The sequence below is a fragment of the Pseudonocardia xinjiangensis genome (assembly GCF_050948425.1).
Lineage (GTDB): Bacteria > Actinomycetota > Actinomycetes > Mycobacteriales > Pseudonocardiaceae > Pseudonocardia > Pseudonocardia xinjiangensis.
Genome location: NZ_CP192009.1, coordinates 3248173 through 3267834 on the forward strand (window position 1 = coordinate 3248173; position 19662 = coordinate 3267834).

At 75.5% G+C, this 19662-nt stretch carries 1 protein-coding gene; it reads left to right on the forward strand.

Annotation, left to right across the window (positions count from 1 at the left end; all coding sequences use genetic code 11):
* Positions 1 to 292: 292 nt before the first annotated feature.
* On the forward strand, positions 293 to 19222 hold the full coding sequence (locus ACQPZA_RS15365) for a hypothetical protein (protein WP_433281648.1): 18930 nt from the start codon (positions 293 to 295) through the stop codon (positions 19220 to 19222).
* The last annotated feature ends 440 nt before the right edge of the window (positions 19223 to 19662 follow it).

The window sequence follows — 19662 nt, forward strand, 5'->3', positions numbered from 1 at the left end:
GCCCGATCGTCATCGACGTGTCGCCACGATGGCACCGCCGCAACCACTGGCGTTCACCCTCGGACAGCACTCTTCGTGTCGATCACTCCACGAGGTTCTCGTCGGTCGCTGACGGCTCGCGACGGGCGAACCAGCCGGGGGAGTGGCGGTGCGAGGCCGGTCGCGGGTCGCTGCCTCAGGCGCGACGTGTGACACCTCCGGTGTGCGTCTGTGTGTCTTCATTCCGGCCGTGTCCCTGCTGGTGCGGGGCCCTGAGCGGCTGTCTCTTCGGTGACGTCAGGAGTCGTCTGTCATGGGTGTGGTGTCGGTGCGCGGGGGTGGGGCCGGGGGCCTCGCCGCGCGTACTGCTGCGCCCGTGCGGTTGCGACCGTCGCCGCTGGAGCGGTTGCTGTGGATGCTGCGGTGGCTTCTCGGGCTGGCCGGTGCTGTGGTGGTGCTGTGGGTGGGGACGGCGTTCCTTGCCGCGTCTCCCGCTTCGGCGGCGGTGGTGGTTCCGGTGGCTGCGCAGCAGGCGATGTCGAAGGGAGGTCACACCAAGTCTGCTGGTGGTAATGGTGGTTCGAATTCCGGTTCCGGTTCGTCGGGCGGTGGGAAGTCGGAGAAGCAGGCAACCACCAAGAAGGTCGAGCCGAAGCCGGACAACAAGCCCGAGAAGAAGACGGCGACGAAGTCCGGCGACACGAAGACCGGCAACGCCAAGCCTGGCGACACCAAGCCAGGGGCGAAGCCGGCGAAGAAGCCCGCTGAGAAGTCCGACAGCAAGAAGGTCGAGCCGAAGCCGGCCAAGAAGGCCGGACAGCAGGCCGCTGGGAAGAACTCCGGTGACAAGAAGGCCGGCTCGAAGCCGGTCGCTGCCAAGGACGGTCAGGCGGGTTCGAGCGACGCTCCCCGGTCGGCCGAGTGGGCGGGGGAGGGGAAGCCCACGGCGACGAAGGCTGCCGAGAAGGGGCCGGCCCAGAAGAAGCCGCCCCGGAAGACGGCGGCGGAGGAGCAGCCGGTGCCGAAGGCCGGCAAGGGGAAGACCGCCAAGGCTGTCGAGAAGCCGACGGGGACGAAGAACCGCGCGGGGAGGGCCGCGGACGCGGTGGGCGGGAAGGGCGCCGAGCCGGCCGGCCGTCGAGACCGCGCAGCGGCGACGGCGCCGGTTGACGCCGAGCGCGCCGCCGCGACCCGCGGGCAGGCTGCCGGGACGGCAGGACAGCGCGCCGGCACGGAACCGGCCGGCGCGAAGCGGGTGGCCGGCGATGCGGGCCGGACCGCCGCTGCTCGCACAGCGGCGAAGGGCACCGCCGGGACCCGGGACACCACGTTGTCGGCGCCTGATGCGCTCCGGGCAGTGCGCACCGCGAAAGGTGTTCCCGAGGGCGCGGCGGGGGAGCGCAATCGGAGGGGACAACCGGCGGCGACGAACCTCGCGCTGAAGGGCGCGCTCGCGGAGAAGCAGGCGCGCACCGGCGCCCGGTCAGGTGAGCAGGCGGCGTCCGGGAGACGCGCGGTGGACTCCGGTGACCGGTCGATCTCCGGTGCGCTGCGGGGAACGGAGTCGCTGCGGGCGGCGTGCACCGAGGCGGGCAGCCGGGGCTGCGCCGGTGGTGCGGCGGTGCGGCCGGGGGTGTCCTCGGCAGCGGATCCTCGTGGTCCCCCCTCCGGCGAGGACGAGTACCGCTACTCCGCGAGCCGGTTCGGGGAGCGGCAGGACCGCGACGATTCCGAGCAGACCGAGCGGGTGCTCGAGGGCCGGATCACGGTCGATCAGAGCAAGGCGCGCCTGGCGGCGGAGAAGAAGAAGGTTGCCTCGGGTGAGGTCACCAAGGCCGCGTACGCGAAGGACGAGAAGAAGCACCAGCAGCTGGCGAAGCAGGTCGCAGCGGATCGCGCGGAGCTGTCGCCGGAACGGGCCGAGCTCGTCGACGAGGTGGTCGACGGGCACCGCGAGCTGACCGCGCGGGAGAAGCAGCTGGCGGCGGAGGAGAAGAAGGTCGCCGCGGGCACGGTGACGAAGAAGGCGCACGCGCAGAACGTCGCCACGTACGAGTCGCAGCGCGACGAGGTGTACGAGGCGACCGACGAGCTGATGGCCGCCACCGGTAATGACGTGTCGGATTCGGTGCCGTCGCGCAGCCGTGGTGGTGAGGGCTCGGTGGCCGGCTGCGGGTCGAGCGGGGCGTTCGTGGCGTGCGGGTCGGTGAGCCGGGGCGCGGACGGGGAGAAGGACACCGACCGGTGTGTGGCGTTGGCGGGAGTGTCGTCCGGGTGTGGCGTGCAGACGTCGGCGGGGGAGTCGAAGGGCTCCGCCTCCTGCACGCTGACCGGCGCCGACCAGGGCTGTGGCAGCAGCACGTCGAGCCGCGCCGAGGACGGCACGGTCACCACCGCGTCGGCACGCTGCACGGGTGATGCGACCGGGTGCGCGCAGTCCAGTCGTGCGACTCCGCAGATGGCAGAGAGCACATGCCGAACCGGTGCCGGGGCCTGTCGCGGGGAGAGCAGCGGCCCGTCCCAGGAGGACGCGGACGCGCCCCCGACGGTGAAGCGGGAGAAGACCGCTTCGGCCGTGTCGTGTACCGGTCGGTGCGACCTGAACACGTATGCCGACTCCGGTGGGGCCGAGGCAGGGTGCACGACGGCCGCGGGGGTCTGTGACAGCTCCAGCTCCGGTCGGGCGACCGATCGGCCGGACGTGCAGATCGCCTCCAGCACGCAGGTGCAGGGCGAGGACACCCGCCGGGCCGGCAGCACCGCGCGCTGCGAGGCGGCTGCCGTGGGCTGCGGGACGTCCAGCTCCGTGGCCGTCGGCGACCGCTGGTCCGGCGATGGTGCACGGACGCGAAGCGCGACCAGGTGCGCCGACGGGGCGACGGGCTGCACCGGCCGCGCGGCCTCCACCACCAGTGTGACGGACCGGGCCGCCACCGAGCGCACCGCGACGGCTGCGACCGAGCCGGCCGCGCCGGAGGCGACCACCACCGGCACCGCGGAGTGCACCGTGGCGGGCGGGGGCTGCTCGGCGGAGTCCGGCTCGGGCCACGGCGACACTGCCGGGGACCGGGACGCGGGCGGCGCGAGCACCGCGGCCGTCGAGGTCGACTGCGCCGTCGCCGGCTGCACCGGTACCGGGCGAGCCGCCACCACCGGCACCGCGAAGGGCCTGACGGCCGGCGCGGAGCGCACGAGCAACGGCGAGGCCACCTGTGAGGCGGCCGGCGGCGACTGCCGCGCCGACAGCGGCACCCGGGTCGGCAGCACCACCGACGAGCAGGCGGACGTCCGGTCGGCCTCTTTCGACGACGACGCGCCGACCGTCACGAGCGACGGCGACGGCTTCGCCGCCAGCACAGCGAGCGCGAACGTCGACTGCGGCGACGGCCCGGCCTGCACCGGCAAGGCCGCCACGACGACCGCCGGCACGGTCACCGGCACGGCGGCTGCCGGCGCCAAGCCGGCCGTGCGGACCACGAGCGGTTCCTCGACCTGCGAGACCACCGCCGGCACCTGCGGTGCCGAGTCGGCCTCCGAGGTCACGGACACCGCCGCCCGCACCGACGGCTTGCGGGCCGCCGCGGACGGCGCGCCCGAGCGGGAGCTGGCGGCGTCCAGTACGGCCGGGGCGCAGGCCGACTGCGCCATCGACGAGTGCCGCGGTGCTGTCACCAGCACGACGACCGGCGCCGCCTCGGGCGACGTGGTCGGCGTGCGGGACAGCACGGCCACCACCCAGTGCACGGTGCACGGCGCGGGCGGGAACTGCTCCACTGCTGCGGACACGACGGTCGCCGACCGCGACCCGGCCGAGGCCGCCGAGGGTGTGACCGCGGTGTCCGGCCCGGTGAGCGTCTCCCACGCGTCGGCGCAGGTGCGCTGCGACGGCGCGGACGGCACCTGCGGTGGCACGGCCGTGGCCGGGACGAGCGCCCGCGACACGGCGGTGTCCCCGCAGGCCCGCGGCACCCGCGCGACCACGGACTGCACCGTGACGGGCGGCGGGTGCGCCGGTGAGGCCACGTCGGCCGCGTCCTCGGCCCCGGACTTCGTGGTCGTCGACCCCGACACCGGGCTGCCGGTGGCGGGACAGCCGACCAGTGGCCCGAGCTCGGCGGCGTCGTCGAGCGCGAGCCTGCAGTGTGCGGACGCGGGTTGCGCGGGTGCGGTGACCACCGGCACCGAGGCCTGGGACGGTGCCGTCAACAGGGGAGCGCCGCGCGTCTCGACCGGTAGCGCGACCTGCGACGGCGGCACGGGCGGATGCGACGTGCGCTCGGTGTCGACCGCCTCGACCGGGGCCGGTGCCGCGCTGGCGCTGGCCGGTGACCGACCGCAGGTGGACCCGACCGGCGACCCGAAGCCCGTCACCACCTCGCGGCTGACCCCGGGACCGTCCACGGCGTCGGCCGCCGGTGCGGCGCTGACCTGTGAGGGTGAGACCCGCTGCGACGGGAAGGTGACCAGCGAGGCCACCGCGACCGATCCGGCGGTGTCGCCGGACCCCCGTGGTTCGCGCAGCAAGGGCACCTGCGAGGGCGTCGCCGGCGGCATCTGCCAGGCGGTGACGAACTCGGGCGCCTCCTCCGGCCCGGACGCGAACGTCATCGCGCCGCTGGTGCAGGCCCGTTCGACCGCGAACGCCACGGTCAGCGAGGGCACCATCGGGCCGTCCGGCGAGTCGGGCCGGTCGGGTGACCAGCAGCAGGATGACGGGCAGCAGGGCGGTCCGGAGGGGCCGGACCAGCCGGCGACGATGCCGGCGCCGGTGGCGCCGGGATCGAGCGCGAACTCCGGCGGCCCGACCGTGCCGGGTGCGTCGAGCTGGACGACGGCCTCGGCCACGATGGACTGTGCCGGCAGCGGGAACGCCTGCACCGGCACCGCGCGGACGTCCGCGTCGGGCACCGACGGCCCGAACTCCCTGAACGGGGCCGGCGGGACGCGCGGCCCTCCGGCGACCGGCACCTCCAGCTCCAGCGGCAGCTGCACGAGTGACCAGAGCGGCTGCCGTGTCCAGACCGACTCCTCCGCGGGATCCGGCCAGGTCGTGGCCGACATCGTCGCGGAGCAGCAGAACACCGCCGCCGAGCAGATGGCCGCCCAGGCCGAGCAGGCGGAGCAGGCAGCCGCCGACGCCGCTCACGCCGGGAGGCGGGCGGGTGCCACCGACGAGCAGAAGAAGGCCGCCGCCGACGCTGCGCAGGCAGCGAAGGTGGCACGCCGGGCAGCCACCGAGGCCGCCGACCTGGCCGCGCAGCCGGTCAGGGACGCGCCGGCGACGCTCGCGCAGTCGAGCGCGGTCGCGCAGTGCGTCGGTACCGGGTGTGCTGCCGTGACGACCGGCGGCACGGACGGCACGCCGGGCCGTGCGCACACGACCGCGGGCTGCGTCGCCGCCGAAAGCGGCTGCGTGGTGGCGAGCGACGCGACCGCGTCCAGCCAGCGCGACTCGGGCCGGACCACCGGCACGGGCGACAGCGCGAAGCCCGTCGCGGGCGTCTCGGGTGCCGGTCGGGCCGCTTCGCGGATCGTCTGCCCGGAAGCCGGCTGCACCGGTTCCGCGACCGGGACCACGGCGTCCGTCGCCGGGCCGGACGGCCGGCAGAGCCGGAGCACCGCCACCGGCGAGACCCGCTGCGACGCCACCACCGCGTGCCAGGCGCAGATCGTCGCGACCACGGCGACCTCGACCACCGCGCCGGACGCGAAGACGGGCGAGCGGTTCGCCACCACGTCCGCCTCGATCACCGCGGCCTGCGACGACGGCAGCACGACCGGCTGTGCGACCCGCGCGTCGAGTACGACCACGACGGTCGGTGGCCCGGCGGTGCGCGCTGCGTCGAACGCGACCTGTGCGGCCGCCGGCGTCTGCCAGGTCGGCACGGGCGGGAACGCCATGGCCGGCGCCGCCGAGGTCACCGCCGACTGCACCGGCATCGCGTGCCGTACCCGGACCGGGGGCGGCGCGCAGGCAGCCGCGCCGGGCGGAACCAGCGAGGCCGCGTCGAGCACCGACTGCACGGCCGGGGCCGGCGGGCGGTGCGCGGGCGTCAGCCGTGTCGGCGCCGGCGCCGGCGGGTCCCAGGCTTCCGCCGCATGCCAGGGCGGTGCCGGCTCGACCTGCCGGTACAGCTTCTCCTCGACGAGCAGCGCGAGCAGCCGGACCGCCGGGAACCGCGCCGCGGCGGCCGCCCGCTGCGGCGGCGCGGGCGGGTCCGGCACCGGATGGTGCGCCACGAGCGCCGCGGCGCAGGCGGACGCCGACGGGGCGGTCGCCGCAGCCGCGTGCCAGGGCAGCGCGGGTTCCCGCTGCTCCTACAGCTTCCGGGCCAGAAGCGCCGCCGCCGGCGCCGCGGGCGGAGCGAGCGCCCGGGCGCTGGCGTCCGGGTCGGGTGCCGGAACCTTCGGCAACGGGTACGTCGCCACCAGCGCGGCGGTGTCCGTTCGGCCCGGGAGCGCGGAGGCCTCGGCGTCCTGCACCGGCAGCGCCGGCGTCCGCTGCAGCCACTCCTACAGCGCGCGGGCATCCGCGTCGGCCGAGTACGGCGGGAACCGGGCGAGCGCGTCCGCGTCCGGCTCGGGCGGTGGTGGCCGCGGTGGCGGCGGGGTGGCGGTGTCGGCGCAGGCGTCGGCGGGTCCGGGGTACGCGTCGGCGGGCGCGTCGTGCGCGGGTCCGGCCAACTGCCGCCACTCCTACAGCGCCGCGGCCTCCGCGGCGGCTGCCTACGGCGGGAACCGGGCGTACGCCTCCGCGTCCGGCTCCGGTGGTGGTGGCCGCGGTGGCGGCGGGGTGGCGGTGTCGGCGCAGGCGTCGGCGGGTCCGGGGTACGCGTCGGCAGGTGCGTCCTGCGCGGGTGCGGCGAACTGCCGCTACTCCTACTCGGCCACCGCGGCGGCTTCGGCGTCGTACGACGACGGGACGCATCGCAGCTGGGCGCGTGCCTCGGCGAGCGGATCGGGCGGGGGTAGCGGTCCGGGCGGTGGCGGGCTGTCGGTGTGGGCGCAGGCCCAGGCCGGGAAGGGGTTCGCGAACGCGGCGGCGGGGTGTTCGGGCGCGGCGAACTGTTCGGCTTCCTTCTCGAGCCACGCCGAGGCGTCGAAGACGGTGGGCGGCCAGCACGGGGAGGCGTGGGCGAACTGCTCGGGCGGCGGTGCGGGTGGGTCGTGTGGCTCGTACGCCACGGTGGAGGTCGACTCCGAGCACGCGACGGCCCAGGCAGGCTGTTCGGGCACCGGGGCGTGCTCCACGCACTATGCGACGCGGTCGGCGGCGTCGGCGGCGGGCGAGGGGATCAGCGGTGACGCTGGGGCGAGCTGCTCGGGCAGCCGCGCGGGGGGTGGGTACTGCGCGACCGGGGCTCGGGCGACCTACAACCCGCAGACCGGGCGGATGGAGCTGTCGTCCTACTGCGGCACCGAGGGTGGTAGCTGCAGCCGGTACGCGAACCTGAACATCGACGCGGCCTCGCCGAACGGCGAGCTGACCGGCAAGGGCCAGGTGCGCTGCTCCGGCGCGGTCGGCTCGTGCGGGATCGCCGGGGTGGCGAAGTACCAGCCGGCGACCACGGACGAGAAGGGCAACCGGGTCCCGCCGATGCTGGTGATCGGCACCGGCTGTGAGAGCGAGGGCGGGGGCAGCTGCACGCAGGGCGCGCTGGCGGCGGCGAAGGTCACCTCGCCCGACGGCACGATCACCGGTATCGCGCGCTCGGCATGTGCGGGCACGACCGGCTGGTGTTCCACGGTGGTCGGCGGAGAGTTCGATGCGGCGACCGGGCGGATCGACGCCTACTCCGACTGCGCCGGTGACGGTGCCGCCAGGTGCACGACGTCCGAGGCGCATCTCGAGGGTCGGGTGTCGGGGCCGGGGCAGGCCGTGCCGAACGGCCCGACCGACGGCACGGTGTCGGGCGACGGTCGCTCCGACTGCGCGAAGCGCTCGGGCGTGTGTTCGGTGTCGGGGGTGTTCGCCTACGTCCCGGCGCAGGTGAAGCTGGACGGCAACGGCAACGTGGTCAAGGACGAGAACGGCACGCCCGTCGTCGTCCCGGCCCGGGTGGACGTGCAGACCGGCTGCTACCCGGCCGGGCCGCAGTGCAGCCAGGACGCGCACGTCCGCGCAGACGTGGCCCAGCAGAGCAAGGACGAGAAGCACACCGCTACCGCGCGGGCGGACTGTGCCGGCGCCGGCGGGACGTGCGCGCTGGTGGGGTCGGCGGCCTACAACGCCGAGACCGGGCGGGTCGAGGCGTTCACCGACTGCGCAGGGCTGGACGGTGGCACCTGCACGCGTTCGGAGACCCACACCGAGGCGTGGGCGCAGGCGCCGGACGGGAAGCTGACCGGGACCGGCAGGTCCGACTGCGTGCAGCCGGGCGGAAGTGGGACCTGCTCCTCGGTGTCGGTGGCCAAGTACCAGGCGGAGTACACGAAATACCCCCCGAAGTGCACCAGTCCGCATGGGTGTTTCCAGGCGCCCCCGACGACCGTCCCGGAGCAGGTGGCGGCCGGCGCGGGCTGCGAGGCCAGTGGCGCGGACGGTGGCGCCGCGGCGTGTCGCTACAGCTTCTCGGCCACCGGGGACCGGCAGGCCACCGGTGACGACGGCAGGTTGAGCGGTGAGGCCCGGGGCGGCTGTTCCGACTCCGGTTCCGCCGGCTCCGGTGCGTGCTCGGTTGCGGCGAGCGTGACGGTGGACGCCGAGCAGCACAAGGTCGACGTGGTGGCGTGGTGTGAGGGCAGTAAAGGGGTGAGCTGCTCGTACGCGGGGAAGGCCTCGGCCGATCACGAGTCGGGCAAGAACAACGCCGCGTCCGTGAAGAGCTGCGGGGAGGCCGCGCCCGGTAGCTGCTCGTTGAGCGTGAGCGCGTTCGCCTCGGGTGGGGATGACGAGGGGCAGGGTCAGGCGGTCGCGTCGGGGTTCTGCGCCGACTCGAACTCGACCTGCTCGGGGGAGTTCCGCACCCACGTCGACTCCAACCGCGACACCCTGTCGGACTGCCGTTCGTCGGGGAACGGGTTGTGCTTCGGGTTCGCCACTGCCAAGTCGGCCCGGTCGGGGGGCGAGGTCGAGGACGGCGGCGAGCTGTTCCTGCACTCGAGGGCGCCGGGTCGCGAGGACGACGCGACGTGCTCGGCCACGAAGCCGTGTGGGGAGGCGTGGGTCGAGGAGATGGGCGGCAAGTACGTCGTCCTGGACGTCGAGACGAAGAAGTCGGTCGGTGGGTTCTTCAAGAACCTGGGCCGCGACGGTGGCTCGGTCGTCGTGCACGCGGTGCCCGGCCTGGTCGACGCCGTCGGCACCGAGGTGGGGAGCTGGGTCACCAGGAACGAGTGGGGCGACGGGCTCGCGGGGTACGCGGAGAACCGGCCCTTCACCGGGGGGATCGCCCAGAGCGCGGTCAACTTCTACGACCGGTGGCTGAACGACGGCGGTAGCTGGGAGAGGATCGGGGACGACTACTACTTCACGCCGGTCTCGACGCTGCTGGAGGACGTGGGCACCGTGGCGCTGGTCGCCGCCGGGGCCGGGGTGGCGGTCAAGCTCGTCTCGATGGGCGCGAAGAGCGCTGGTGTGGCTGCTGCGGGGGCGACGGCGACCAGCGGGCTCCGCGGTGCGCTGACCTCCGTGGGGAGGGCGGCCGGACGCGCGGCGCCTGGGCTGGACGCCGTGGCCACCGGGACGTTGCGGCTGGCCAACGTGACGGGCAACGTGGCGCTGGCCCCGTACCGGCCCTACTTCTGGGCGGGGCGGACCGCGGCCGGGGTGGGGGCGCGGGTGCTCGCGCCGGCCGCGCGGGCGGCGTTCACTGGTTCGGCCGCGTTGGCGGGGCGGGGCGCGGCTGCTGTGCAGGGCGGCCGGCTCGCCGCGGGCATGGGCCACGCGGGTGGGGCCGTCGTGCTCCGCCGCGTCGGCAGCGCGCTGGAGACCTCGGCCTACGCCGGGCGGATCATCCAGCGCGGCGGCGTCACCGGCCGCACCGTCTTCACGGGCACGCTGCTGCAGCGCCTCACGGCGGCCAGGCCCGAGCGCATTCCGGGTCTGTTCGGTACGGCGCGCGCCCACCATGTCCTGGGTCTGCCCTTCGGCCGCAGCGTCTCTCCGAAGGAGCTGGGGGCGGCTCGCCAGGCCGCGTCGTTGCAGGCCTGGGGCACCGACCTGCCCACCTCGCCCGGCCGGCTGACCCCGCTCGGGTATCTCAGGGGCCATGAGGCCGCCAACGCCATCCGCCAGAAGCGGGTCGCCAAGGCCCACGACGTCCTCCTCACGGGCCCGGCCCTACGGGCCGGGACCGTCGGCGGCGGTCCCGCGCTCCTGTCCGGCGCGGACGTCACCCCCGCGCAGCGGGCCGGATCCGGCGGCGGGGCGCAGCTGAAGGCGTCCGGTGGCAACGACCCGCTTCCCGGGCAGCCGGGTACGAACGGCGGGCTACGCCCGCATCTGGACGAGATGGCGTCCGTGCCGGCCCGGGACGGGCATCCGGCACGATCCCGCCCTGCCGCGGGCGAGCTGGACCTGCCGCCCCCCGGGACCAGGTACACCGTCGAGACATCCGGTGGTTCGCGGGTCACGGTCGAGATCGTCGCGCGCCCCGAGCGGAGCAACGCTCGCGTCGAGACGGTGCAGCAGCGCATCACCGAGGTGGAGTCCGAACTGCGCGCTGCGCGCACCGCGCAGGGCGAGGCCGTTCACCGGGACGTCGCGACGAACCGGCAGCTGCGCGCCGAGCAGGTCCGGCTCCGGGCCGAGCTCGACCGCCTGCGGCAGCCGACCGACCCGCGTCTGCCGGGGGCGACCGACGTCCCCGGCCTGCACCACCGCGAGGCCGGACCCCCGGTCGAGGTCGCGCCGGGCGTCACCGTGCAGCGCGTGGAGGTCACGCCTCAGCGGGCGGCGAGCCGTGCGCAGCGCGTCGCGGCGGTCGAGGCCCGGCTGGCGGAGATCCAGGCCGGCATGGGCGACCGCAGCGCGTCGGTCGCGGCCGGCGCGCGCGCCGAAGCACTCGAGACCCAGCTGACCGGGCTGAGGCACCGGCTCGTGGAGGAGCGCGCAGGCCTGGACGGGCGGGGCGTCGTCGACCTGGGGCTGCCGGGCGTCCGGTTGCTCCGCGATGCCGCGCCGGACGGCCCCCGCCCGTCGACGCGCGGGGCGCCGGCCGAGGCGGGCGCCGGCCTGCCCGCGGCACCGGCCGACGCCGTGCGCTCGTCGCGCTGGCAGAACCTGAAAGCCGGGGCGAAGGAGATCCTCGTCAAGGTAGGCCTGACCGGCGCGCTGGTCATCTACTCGGTGATCCCGCACCCGCACGTGTCGACGGCACATGTGCCGCAGCTGACGGCGCACGTCGCCGAGGCGGGCGCGGCGGCCAGGTCGGTGCCGGACGGATCCTGGGGACCGGTGCGCGGCCACAACCCCGCCCTGGCGCCGCGTACAGCGGCGGAGACAGGCCCGCCGGCCGGTGGCACCCACACGTCGCCGATGCGCCAGACCGTCGCGGCCGACGGCGCAACCGGCGCCCGGCCGGTCGCCGGGGCCGCGCCGCACACGGGCGCGGCGGCGGCCGGTGCCCGGACCGTGCCTGCGCTCGGACCGGGCACCCCGCCGACGCACCCGGAGACCGGCAGGCAGCCACCGGCGCCGACCCTGCCGGACGCCCCGACCGTCGGCGGTGGCCCGATCCCGGTGTGGGACCGGCGGTTGCAGGACATCGACGGCAAGCTCCACCTCAGGGTGTCCGGGCGAACCCAGTCGATCGCCGAGGCGCTGCGGCCCGCGCACATCACCGACGCCGAGTGGGCGGGGTACAGCCCGGCACAGCGGGCTGAGGCCTGGTACGCGGCCCGGGACGTGGCTCACCATGAGGACTTCGACGCTGCGATCACAGAGATCAACAGTCTGCAGCGTGCGCTGGACCAGGCCATCGGGGCGCTCGAGCGCAGGACCGCCGTGGTCCGCGCCAAGGCCGGCCTGCCCGTCGGTCCGCGGGCGACGCCCGACCGGGGCAGACGACCCGAGGTGAGCTGGCAGCGCGAGGCCGAGCGGGCCGTGACGGAGCTCGCCGGGATGCGCGGGCAGCGCGCCATCCTCGACGAACGGCGGGCCGCGCTGGTGGAGCAGCGTGCGGCGCCGTCGTGGACGACGGCGCAGTCGGCCCGGCCCGGGACCGGCGCGTCGCCGGAGCGGCAGGAGTTCGCGAGTATCGCCCAGGGCTACGGCGACATGCACCGGAAGATCGCCGAGAGCAGCCGCAGCGGACGCAGGCAGATGGCGCAGGTCGAGCGGTACCGGGCCGAGGGCATCACGTCCGTGCAGGTGCGTGACGCCGTGTGGGCGCAGCGGCTGGGCAGGCGCCTGGTGAGCAGGGCGCCTGCTGAGGTGGCCGGGGATCTGCGGCGGTTCGTCGCCGCGGGGGACCGCGCTGCCCTCGTGACGCTGATGTCGGCAGGGCTGGCAGGCGACCTGGGCGACAGGGTCCTCGCCCGCTTCGCCGAGCGCCACGGACTGCCGTGGAACCGCGCCACCCGCGCCGGTGTGCTCGCCGTGCTGCCCACGACGATGAATGCCGCCTGGCGGGCCACGCGGCCGCCGCGCAACGCGGCCTGGCCGGACACCGTGCGTCGCGATCGCATCGTCGTCACGTGGGGTGCGGGCACGACCGCACTCACCCTTCTCGGCGGCGGCCTGGCCGTTCTCGGTGGGTCCGGCTCGGCGGCGCTGGTGGCCGCCGGGTTCGGGATCACGGCGATCAGCGCCGCCCTGCTGCGTCTCGCCCCGGACACGCTGCGGATCCGCGGGCCACCGGCGCGCGCCCGGATGCTCGCGGCGGCAGGTGTGGCAGCCTCGTCGACCGCGGTGCTCACCGGCATCTCGGCTGCTGCCTGGGAGCCGCTCATCGCAGTGGGTCGGCGGCGGGCGGCGGCGCGGGAGCTGCGCTCGGTGATGGCCGGGTTGGACGGGCCGGTCGTGACGGCTCGGTCCCGGCTGGCAGCGGCGCGGGGCGGGGTGGCAGCGGCGGATGCCGAGCTGGCCGACGTCCAGCGGCGCGGGGCGGGGTGGTTGTTCAGCGGCCCCGACGCGATCCTCAGCGACCCTCGGACCGCGGCGGCGCGCGATGCGGTGGTGGCGGGTGCGCTCGGGATCGACCCGGCGGAGGTGCGGTTGTTCGCCGGCCTGGGCACCGCGGCTCCGGCTGGGGCTGTGGCCGGGCTGGGCGAGCCGACCGGGTCGTTCCAGGAGCGGCAGGAACGGCTGAGCGCCCACCTGGCGGCCGCGGAGGCTCGGCTGCGTGACGCGACAGCGCAGGTCGGGCTGACCACCGGCGAGCTGGCCGATCGGCAGGTGGAGCGGCGTGCGACGCTGGAAGCGGCGGTGCGCGCAGCGGCTCGAGGCGGGCTGCCGGCAGCCCGGATCGCCGCGATCACCGACCTGAACGTCGGGCAGGTCCGCCAGATCCTGGGCAACCCCCCGGGCGGCGGGTCCGGTCCGGCGGCGTCCGGTGGCGGGTCCGTGCCCGGTGGCGGCGCATCGAAGCCGACCGGCGACGGACCGGAGCAGCGGCCGAGCCTGCCGCCGCGTACCAACGGCGTCACCGAGTCGCGGGCGCTGGGGTCGCGCAAGGCCGGTCCGCAGCCGAGGTCGCGCGGCCCGCCGTGGTGGCAGCGCTTCTCCTCGAACCAGCGTGCGGCGTGGTCGGTCGTGCTGCTGACCGGCGGTCTGCTGGCAAGCCTCGCCGCCGTCCGCTACAGCGTGGCCGATCCGGGCGTGCTGGCGGCGGGAATGGTCTGGTGGCCGGGTCAGCGCAGGGCCGCGAAGGAGCTGCGCGAGAAGGTCGCCGAGGCGAACGAGCCGCTGACCCGCGCTCTGGAGGCGGAGGCCCTCCTGCGGGAGGCGGTCCGCGGGTACGAGCAGGGCCTCGGCGAGCGGCTGGGCTGGGTGCCGGCGCTCGCGGAGCGGCTGCACGACCTGGGCCGCACCGACGACCAGATCGCCGAGGGGCTGGCGGCCGCGCTGGGCGTCAACCCGCAGCGGGTGCGCGCGCGGCTGGCCGACCCGGCGCTCGGCGGTTCGGTGACCCTGCCGACGACGCTGGCCGATCCCGGTCTGTCGGCCGACGCGCTGCTCGGCGCCGCCCGCGCCGCGGTGGCGCTGCGGTCCACGGCGCTCGGCCAGGCGGTGGTGCCGCTGAGTGCCGCGACCCGACAGGTGGTCGCAGCGCGCACGCAGCGCGACCAGCAGGTCCGGGAGGCGGCCGTGACCGCGCGCACCGCGGGTGTCCGGGCCGGGCCGGTGAGCCGTGTGACCGGCTTGTCGACGACGGACGTCAGGGGGCTGCCGGCCACGCCGCCGACGGTGCGCACCGCGGCCGGCGCCGTGCAGCGGTGGCTGCTGGACCGGTGGCAGACCGTCCGCGACGCCGCGGGCGCCGCGCGGCAGTGGGTGGGGAACCGGTGGCAGGACGTCCGCGGCGCCGCGGGCACCGCGCGGCAATGGGCGGCCGACCGGTGGCGGGCCGCTCGGGACGCGGTGAGCGCCGCCCGCCAGTGGGTGCTGGACCGGTGGCGGGCCGCGAGTGTGCTGCGCGGGCAGGTCCGTGCGGTGGCACGGCTGCGCGCCGCGGCGGGGAGCGCGGCGCGGCTGATGCACCGCGAGCAGCGGGTTGCGGCACGGCAGGTGACCCCCGAGCAGCTCGGCTGGGTCGGCTGGCTGTCGGTCGTCGCCGCGGGCGCGCCCGCGGCGACGCGGCTGTCCGAGTATCAGCTGGTCCAGCGCGTCGGGGAGGCCCTCGGGCTCCGCGAGCACACGGCACGCCGGCTCGTGGCGCGGGCCGGCAGGCTCGACCTGGCCCGTTCGGTGCCGCCTGCGGGGACGCCCGCCGCAGGTGTCGCGTTCGGCCCGGCCGTCACCGCGGTGGGGGAGGCGTTCGCGACCGCGTTCCCGGGGCTCGCCAGGTCCGTGGCCGCGCACCGGGCGGCGGGGCAGGCACTGGTCGCAGGCCGGGCGGAGGCGGCGCGGATCGCGGCGGACGCCGGAGTGGCATCGGCCAGGGCCGGCGGCCGGTTGGACCGGGCTGCCCGGGGTCGCGGCCTGTCCGGGTACCGCCTCCGGCTCACGGCGCGGACCGGGGTGGACGTCCCGGTCGCCGAGCGGAACCGCAGGCGGGTGGCCCGCGTGGCCGGATTCGGCATCGGCGTGGGCGCAGGGCTCTGGGGAGGTGCGCAGCTGGGGATCGCCGGGTCGGGCGTCGTGACGGGCCCGTTCGGGCTGGTCGTCGCGGCGGCCGGGCTGGTCGTGGCGGCCCGCGCGGTGTGGACGCCGCGGCAGACCCGCGGTCCCCCGTGGGAGGCGGTCGCCCGCGGGTTGCGCACCCAGGGCGTCCGGATCGGCATCTCGCTCGCTGTCGGCCTCGCCGCCGGGATGGCGGGCCCGACGGTGTGGGGGCTGCTCCAGCAGGGCTTCACGGCCGTGTGGCCGTTCCTGACACGGCCCGGCCTGCGCGGGCTCAAGGCGCTGCTGGTGCCGCTGGTCGCGGCCGGGCTGATCTACCGCTACGTGCTGCGCAGGCAGTACGCCAACCAGGACTCGGGCATGCAGACCCGCCCGCGTCGGGCCGCTGCGCTCTCCGCCGGCCTGTCGTACGTGATCGCGGCCGGGCTCGGGCTCCTCAGGGTGTTCGCCCCGGCCACGTTGCCGTGGTGGGTGGTCCCCGTGGCGGTGGCCATCGGGGCCGGGATCGCCGGCGCGGCGGTGCAGCAGAAGGAACTGGGCCGCACCAAGCGGATCAAGTCGGTCGTGTCCGGTGCGCTGTCGGCCGCGGTGGCCTTCGTGATCAGCGGGCTGGCGGGCGGCGTGGCGCCGGGAGCGGTGCGCGACCTGGTCAGCGCCGTCGCGGTGGCGGTGATCGTCTACGCGTCCCCGACCGTGATCGCGGAGTACGTCAACGTCTGGGCCGGCCGGATCATGGCCCCGATCGCGAAGCGCAAGGCGAAGCAGGCACAGAAGAACGCCGCCGAGTCGAACGCCACGGGCAGCGGGGACCGGCAGCGCCGCTGGCTCATCGCGTGGCTCGACTACACGAGCTTCTCCCCGGTCGACACGCGGCTGCTGTTCCGCAAGGCGGTCGACCCGGTACTCGCCGGGCTGGCCGCCATCGCGATCAACCTGTCCTGGGTGAGCAGGCCGTGGGTGGAGGCGAACGACTCGCTCACCGCTCTTCTCGTCCGCTTCGGGGCGGTCGCGGGGTCCGTGTGGCTGATCGGGAAGCTGCTCCGCGACCCCGACGAGCACCGCGCCGGCTACTACGGCTACCGGAGCTCGCGCGCGCTGCGGTCCCCGGACCGGCCCTTCCGGTGGTTGTGGATCGGTGACCGGCTCCACCGCAGGGTCGCGGGCTACCGCACCGACCTGGAGGAGCTGCTCGGCCACTTCGGACTGGTCGGCCCGCTGAACGAGCAGCTCGCCGGTCAGCTGGCGGACCGGCTGTGGGCGCGGATGTCCGCGGAGATCCCCGGGCCGTTGGACGAGTGGGAATCGCTGCCCGCCACCCCGGAGATCCACCAGGCGCTCGACCGCGAGCGGGCTGCCGCCGCGCACCGGCGGACGCACCACGTGGAGACGATCACGTCGGCCGTCCCCGTGCTGGCCGCCGACCCCGACGCGCTCGCCCGGGTCGCGACGCACCTGCGCGATGCCGGCCGGACCGCCGATGCCGACGTCGTCGAGTTCCAGCGGCTGCTCGGCCTGGCGCTCTGGGCGAGAGCCGGCCCGCAGCCCCGGCACGCCGCCTCGAGCCGGACCTGGACGGAGCGGCTGGCCACGGCGGTCAAGGACCGGAACACGCTGCGTGCGGAGTACCTGGGGGGCCCGCGACGCGCGCTGCTGGCGGAGATCAAGCAGTACTACCTGGACAACGACCAGCCGGACCACCCGAACCTGCGGCGCGCGCGGGCCGCGTTGCGCGCGCTGGAGTTCGAGCTGGAGGGCATGAGCAGGCCCCGCAGCGAACCGCTGGAGGCGATCGCCCAGCTCGCGGGGCAGCGAGCCCGCAGCGCCACCGACGCGGCCACCACGGAGGAGCGTGCGCTCGCGGCCCGCCAGTCCGGTGCCACGCCGGGACGGCTGGCCGAGCAGCGGCAGCTGGCCGCCGGCATGCGGCTGCTGCGCTCGGCGGCGCTGCTGGGCAACGAGGTCGAGCTGAGCGACACCCAGCGGCGGTGGAACCAGCGGCGCTGGACCGACGCGATGACCGCCGCGGCCCGGACTGCGCCTCGGGCGACGCCTGCCACCCTCCTGGAGCGGCTTCTCGTGATCGCCGGCCGGAAGGGTCCGGTCACTCCCGAACAGCTCGCCGCGCAGTACGGCGGGCCCGGCTGGGACACCGCGCTGGCTGTGCTGGCCGACCTGGGTGCACTGACGGGCGACGCGGTGGGCGGCTACCGCGCCGACCCGAAGCTGGCAGCGGTGTGGCGGGCAGCCGGCCCGCGTCTGCGGCACGCGGTGCGTGCCGACCCGCTGGTGCTGCCCGGTGGCGCAGAGCTGGCCCCGCTCACCGCCGGGCGGCTCGGGGCCACCGGCGTCACCCGGGCCGAGAAGGACGCCTACACCGTGCTGCGCGAGGTCCTGCGCGACGGCGAGCTGGCGTTCCGGCACTGGCGCGACGGGTGGGTCGACGACGCCGGAATCGGGTGGCGTCGCCTGACCGGGCTCGCGTACCAGCTGCGCAACCCGGCCGGCCGCTACACCTGGCCGCTGCCCGCCGACCACCCGGCCGCGCCCGTCCGGTTCGCCACCGGCGCACGCGATCTGTTCGTTGCCCGCTGGCGGCACGCGGTGGTGCCGACGGTGGAACGCCGCAGGCTGCTGGTCCTGCTGCAGGCGAACGACCGCGCCGACCGGCTGTACCACCGGGCCCTGCGCATGAGCGAGCTGCTCGCCGCCCAGCGGGTGGACGGCAGGCTGCCCGACGAGGCGATCGCGTTCCTGGACGCGGCCCGGGCCGCCCAGGTCGAGGCGCACACCACGCTCGGTGAGGCCCGCGAGAACGCCATCGCGCGCCTCACCGACGTCGGCGCGTATCCCCACCAGATCGACCGGACGCTCCGCGCCGCGGAGGCGGCCCGGCCGTACGCCCCGGGAGCGGACCCGCTCCCGCCGACCGCCGAGCACTGGCTGCGCGAGATAGCCAAGGAGCTCGACGGTTTCCGCGTGCAGCTGGACCGCCTGCCCGGCGGTCCTGAGCGCGGGCGTGCGCTGGGCCGGGCCCGGCTGGCGCTCGCGCGCTACGACATCGACCGTGACTACGCGTGGCAGACCAAGCTCTACCGCACAGCCGGCGGCTGGAAGGTCATGGAGACCGCCCGGATCGCGGCCAAGAACCTGCGCGGTCGGCACCCGGACCTGTTCCGGCCGATCGTGCTGCCGTCCCCGGGCTTCTCGCCGGTCATCCCCCATCACGACCGGCTGGAGCACCCGTTCGGCGACGAGGTGCGCGAGGGCCGGGCCCTGGCCGCGGACACCCGCCGGGGCCGGGGCAACCCCACCAACCAGGACGCCGCCACGCTCGTGGCCCTGCCCAACGGCGACCGGGTCGCCGCGGTCGTCGACGGCGTGTTCAGCTACCCCAACTCGAGGCACGCCGCCAACCGGTTCGCCCGCGCCTTCCACGACGAGATCACCCGCTCCGGCGGCCTCGGTCGCACGCCCGAGCAGGCCCTGCGCGCTGCCCACGCCGCCGGCGCGGAGGCGCTCCGCGACCTGTACACGCCTGCGACCGGGCACGGGGCCGTCGCCTACGTGGGCGCCTACTACGGCACCGACGGCACGATCACGGTCATCCACGTCGGGACGGCCCGCGCCTACTACCTCCCCGCGGACGGGAATTTCGCCGGCAGGCAGCTGACCACCGACGACAGCCGGCCCGGTGCCATCACCGACGGTGGCACGATGACCCGCTGGGTGGCAGGCGACTTCCGGCCCGAGCCCACCGTCACGCCGTACCGGCCCACCGCGGAAGGCCTGCTCGTGCTCGCGACGGACGGCCTCTGGCGCTACCTGCCCGCACCGCGCGACCTCGTCGGGAAGCTCGACGGCGCATACACCGACGCCAGCACGGCCGTCACCCGGCTCGCGAACGCCGCCGGCGGCGCAGGCGGTGTCGACGACCTCACGGTCGCCGCGTTGCCGAGCACACCGGCGGCATCGACCTCGACGCGCGGCCCGCCGGCGGGCGGAGGCACGACGCGCTGACGGCCGCTCTGTGACCCCGACTCCGGTCAGGTCCACTTGATTCTTCTTTGGTGGCAGCTCCGACGTTTTCGGTAGTCTGACCACACGAACCAGTGGTGCGCACGATCAGGTCGGATATGCATTTTGTGACCGCGGTGGCTCGCAGGCTTGACAGTCTCACGCGATTCCGGTAATTATAATCGAGCCATCGGATTCGCGATGAAGCAGAGTTCATGTGCAACGCCCGGGTCGCGTGAGCGGGCTGACCGACCGACTCCATCTGGAACCGTATTCGGACATAAGTACTGGAACGGATAGCACGTCATATTTTTGCGAGTAATGCCGCTGTTCTTCCGATAGTGGACATTCCGACTGAAGCAGCATGCGCTGTATGTATCGACCGATGTCAGGACGGACGCCGGTCGTTGCTCTGATGCGGCTGCAGATATTCCTCCCGAGGC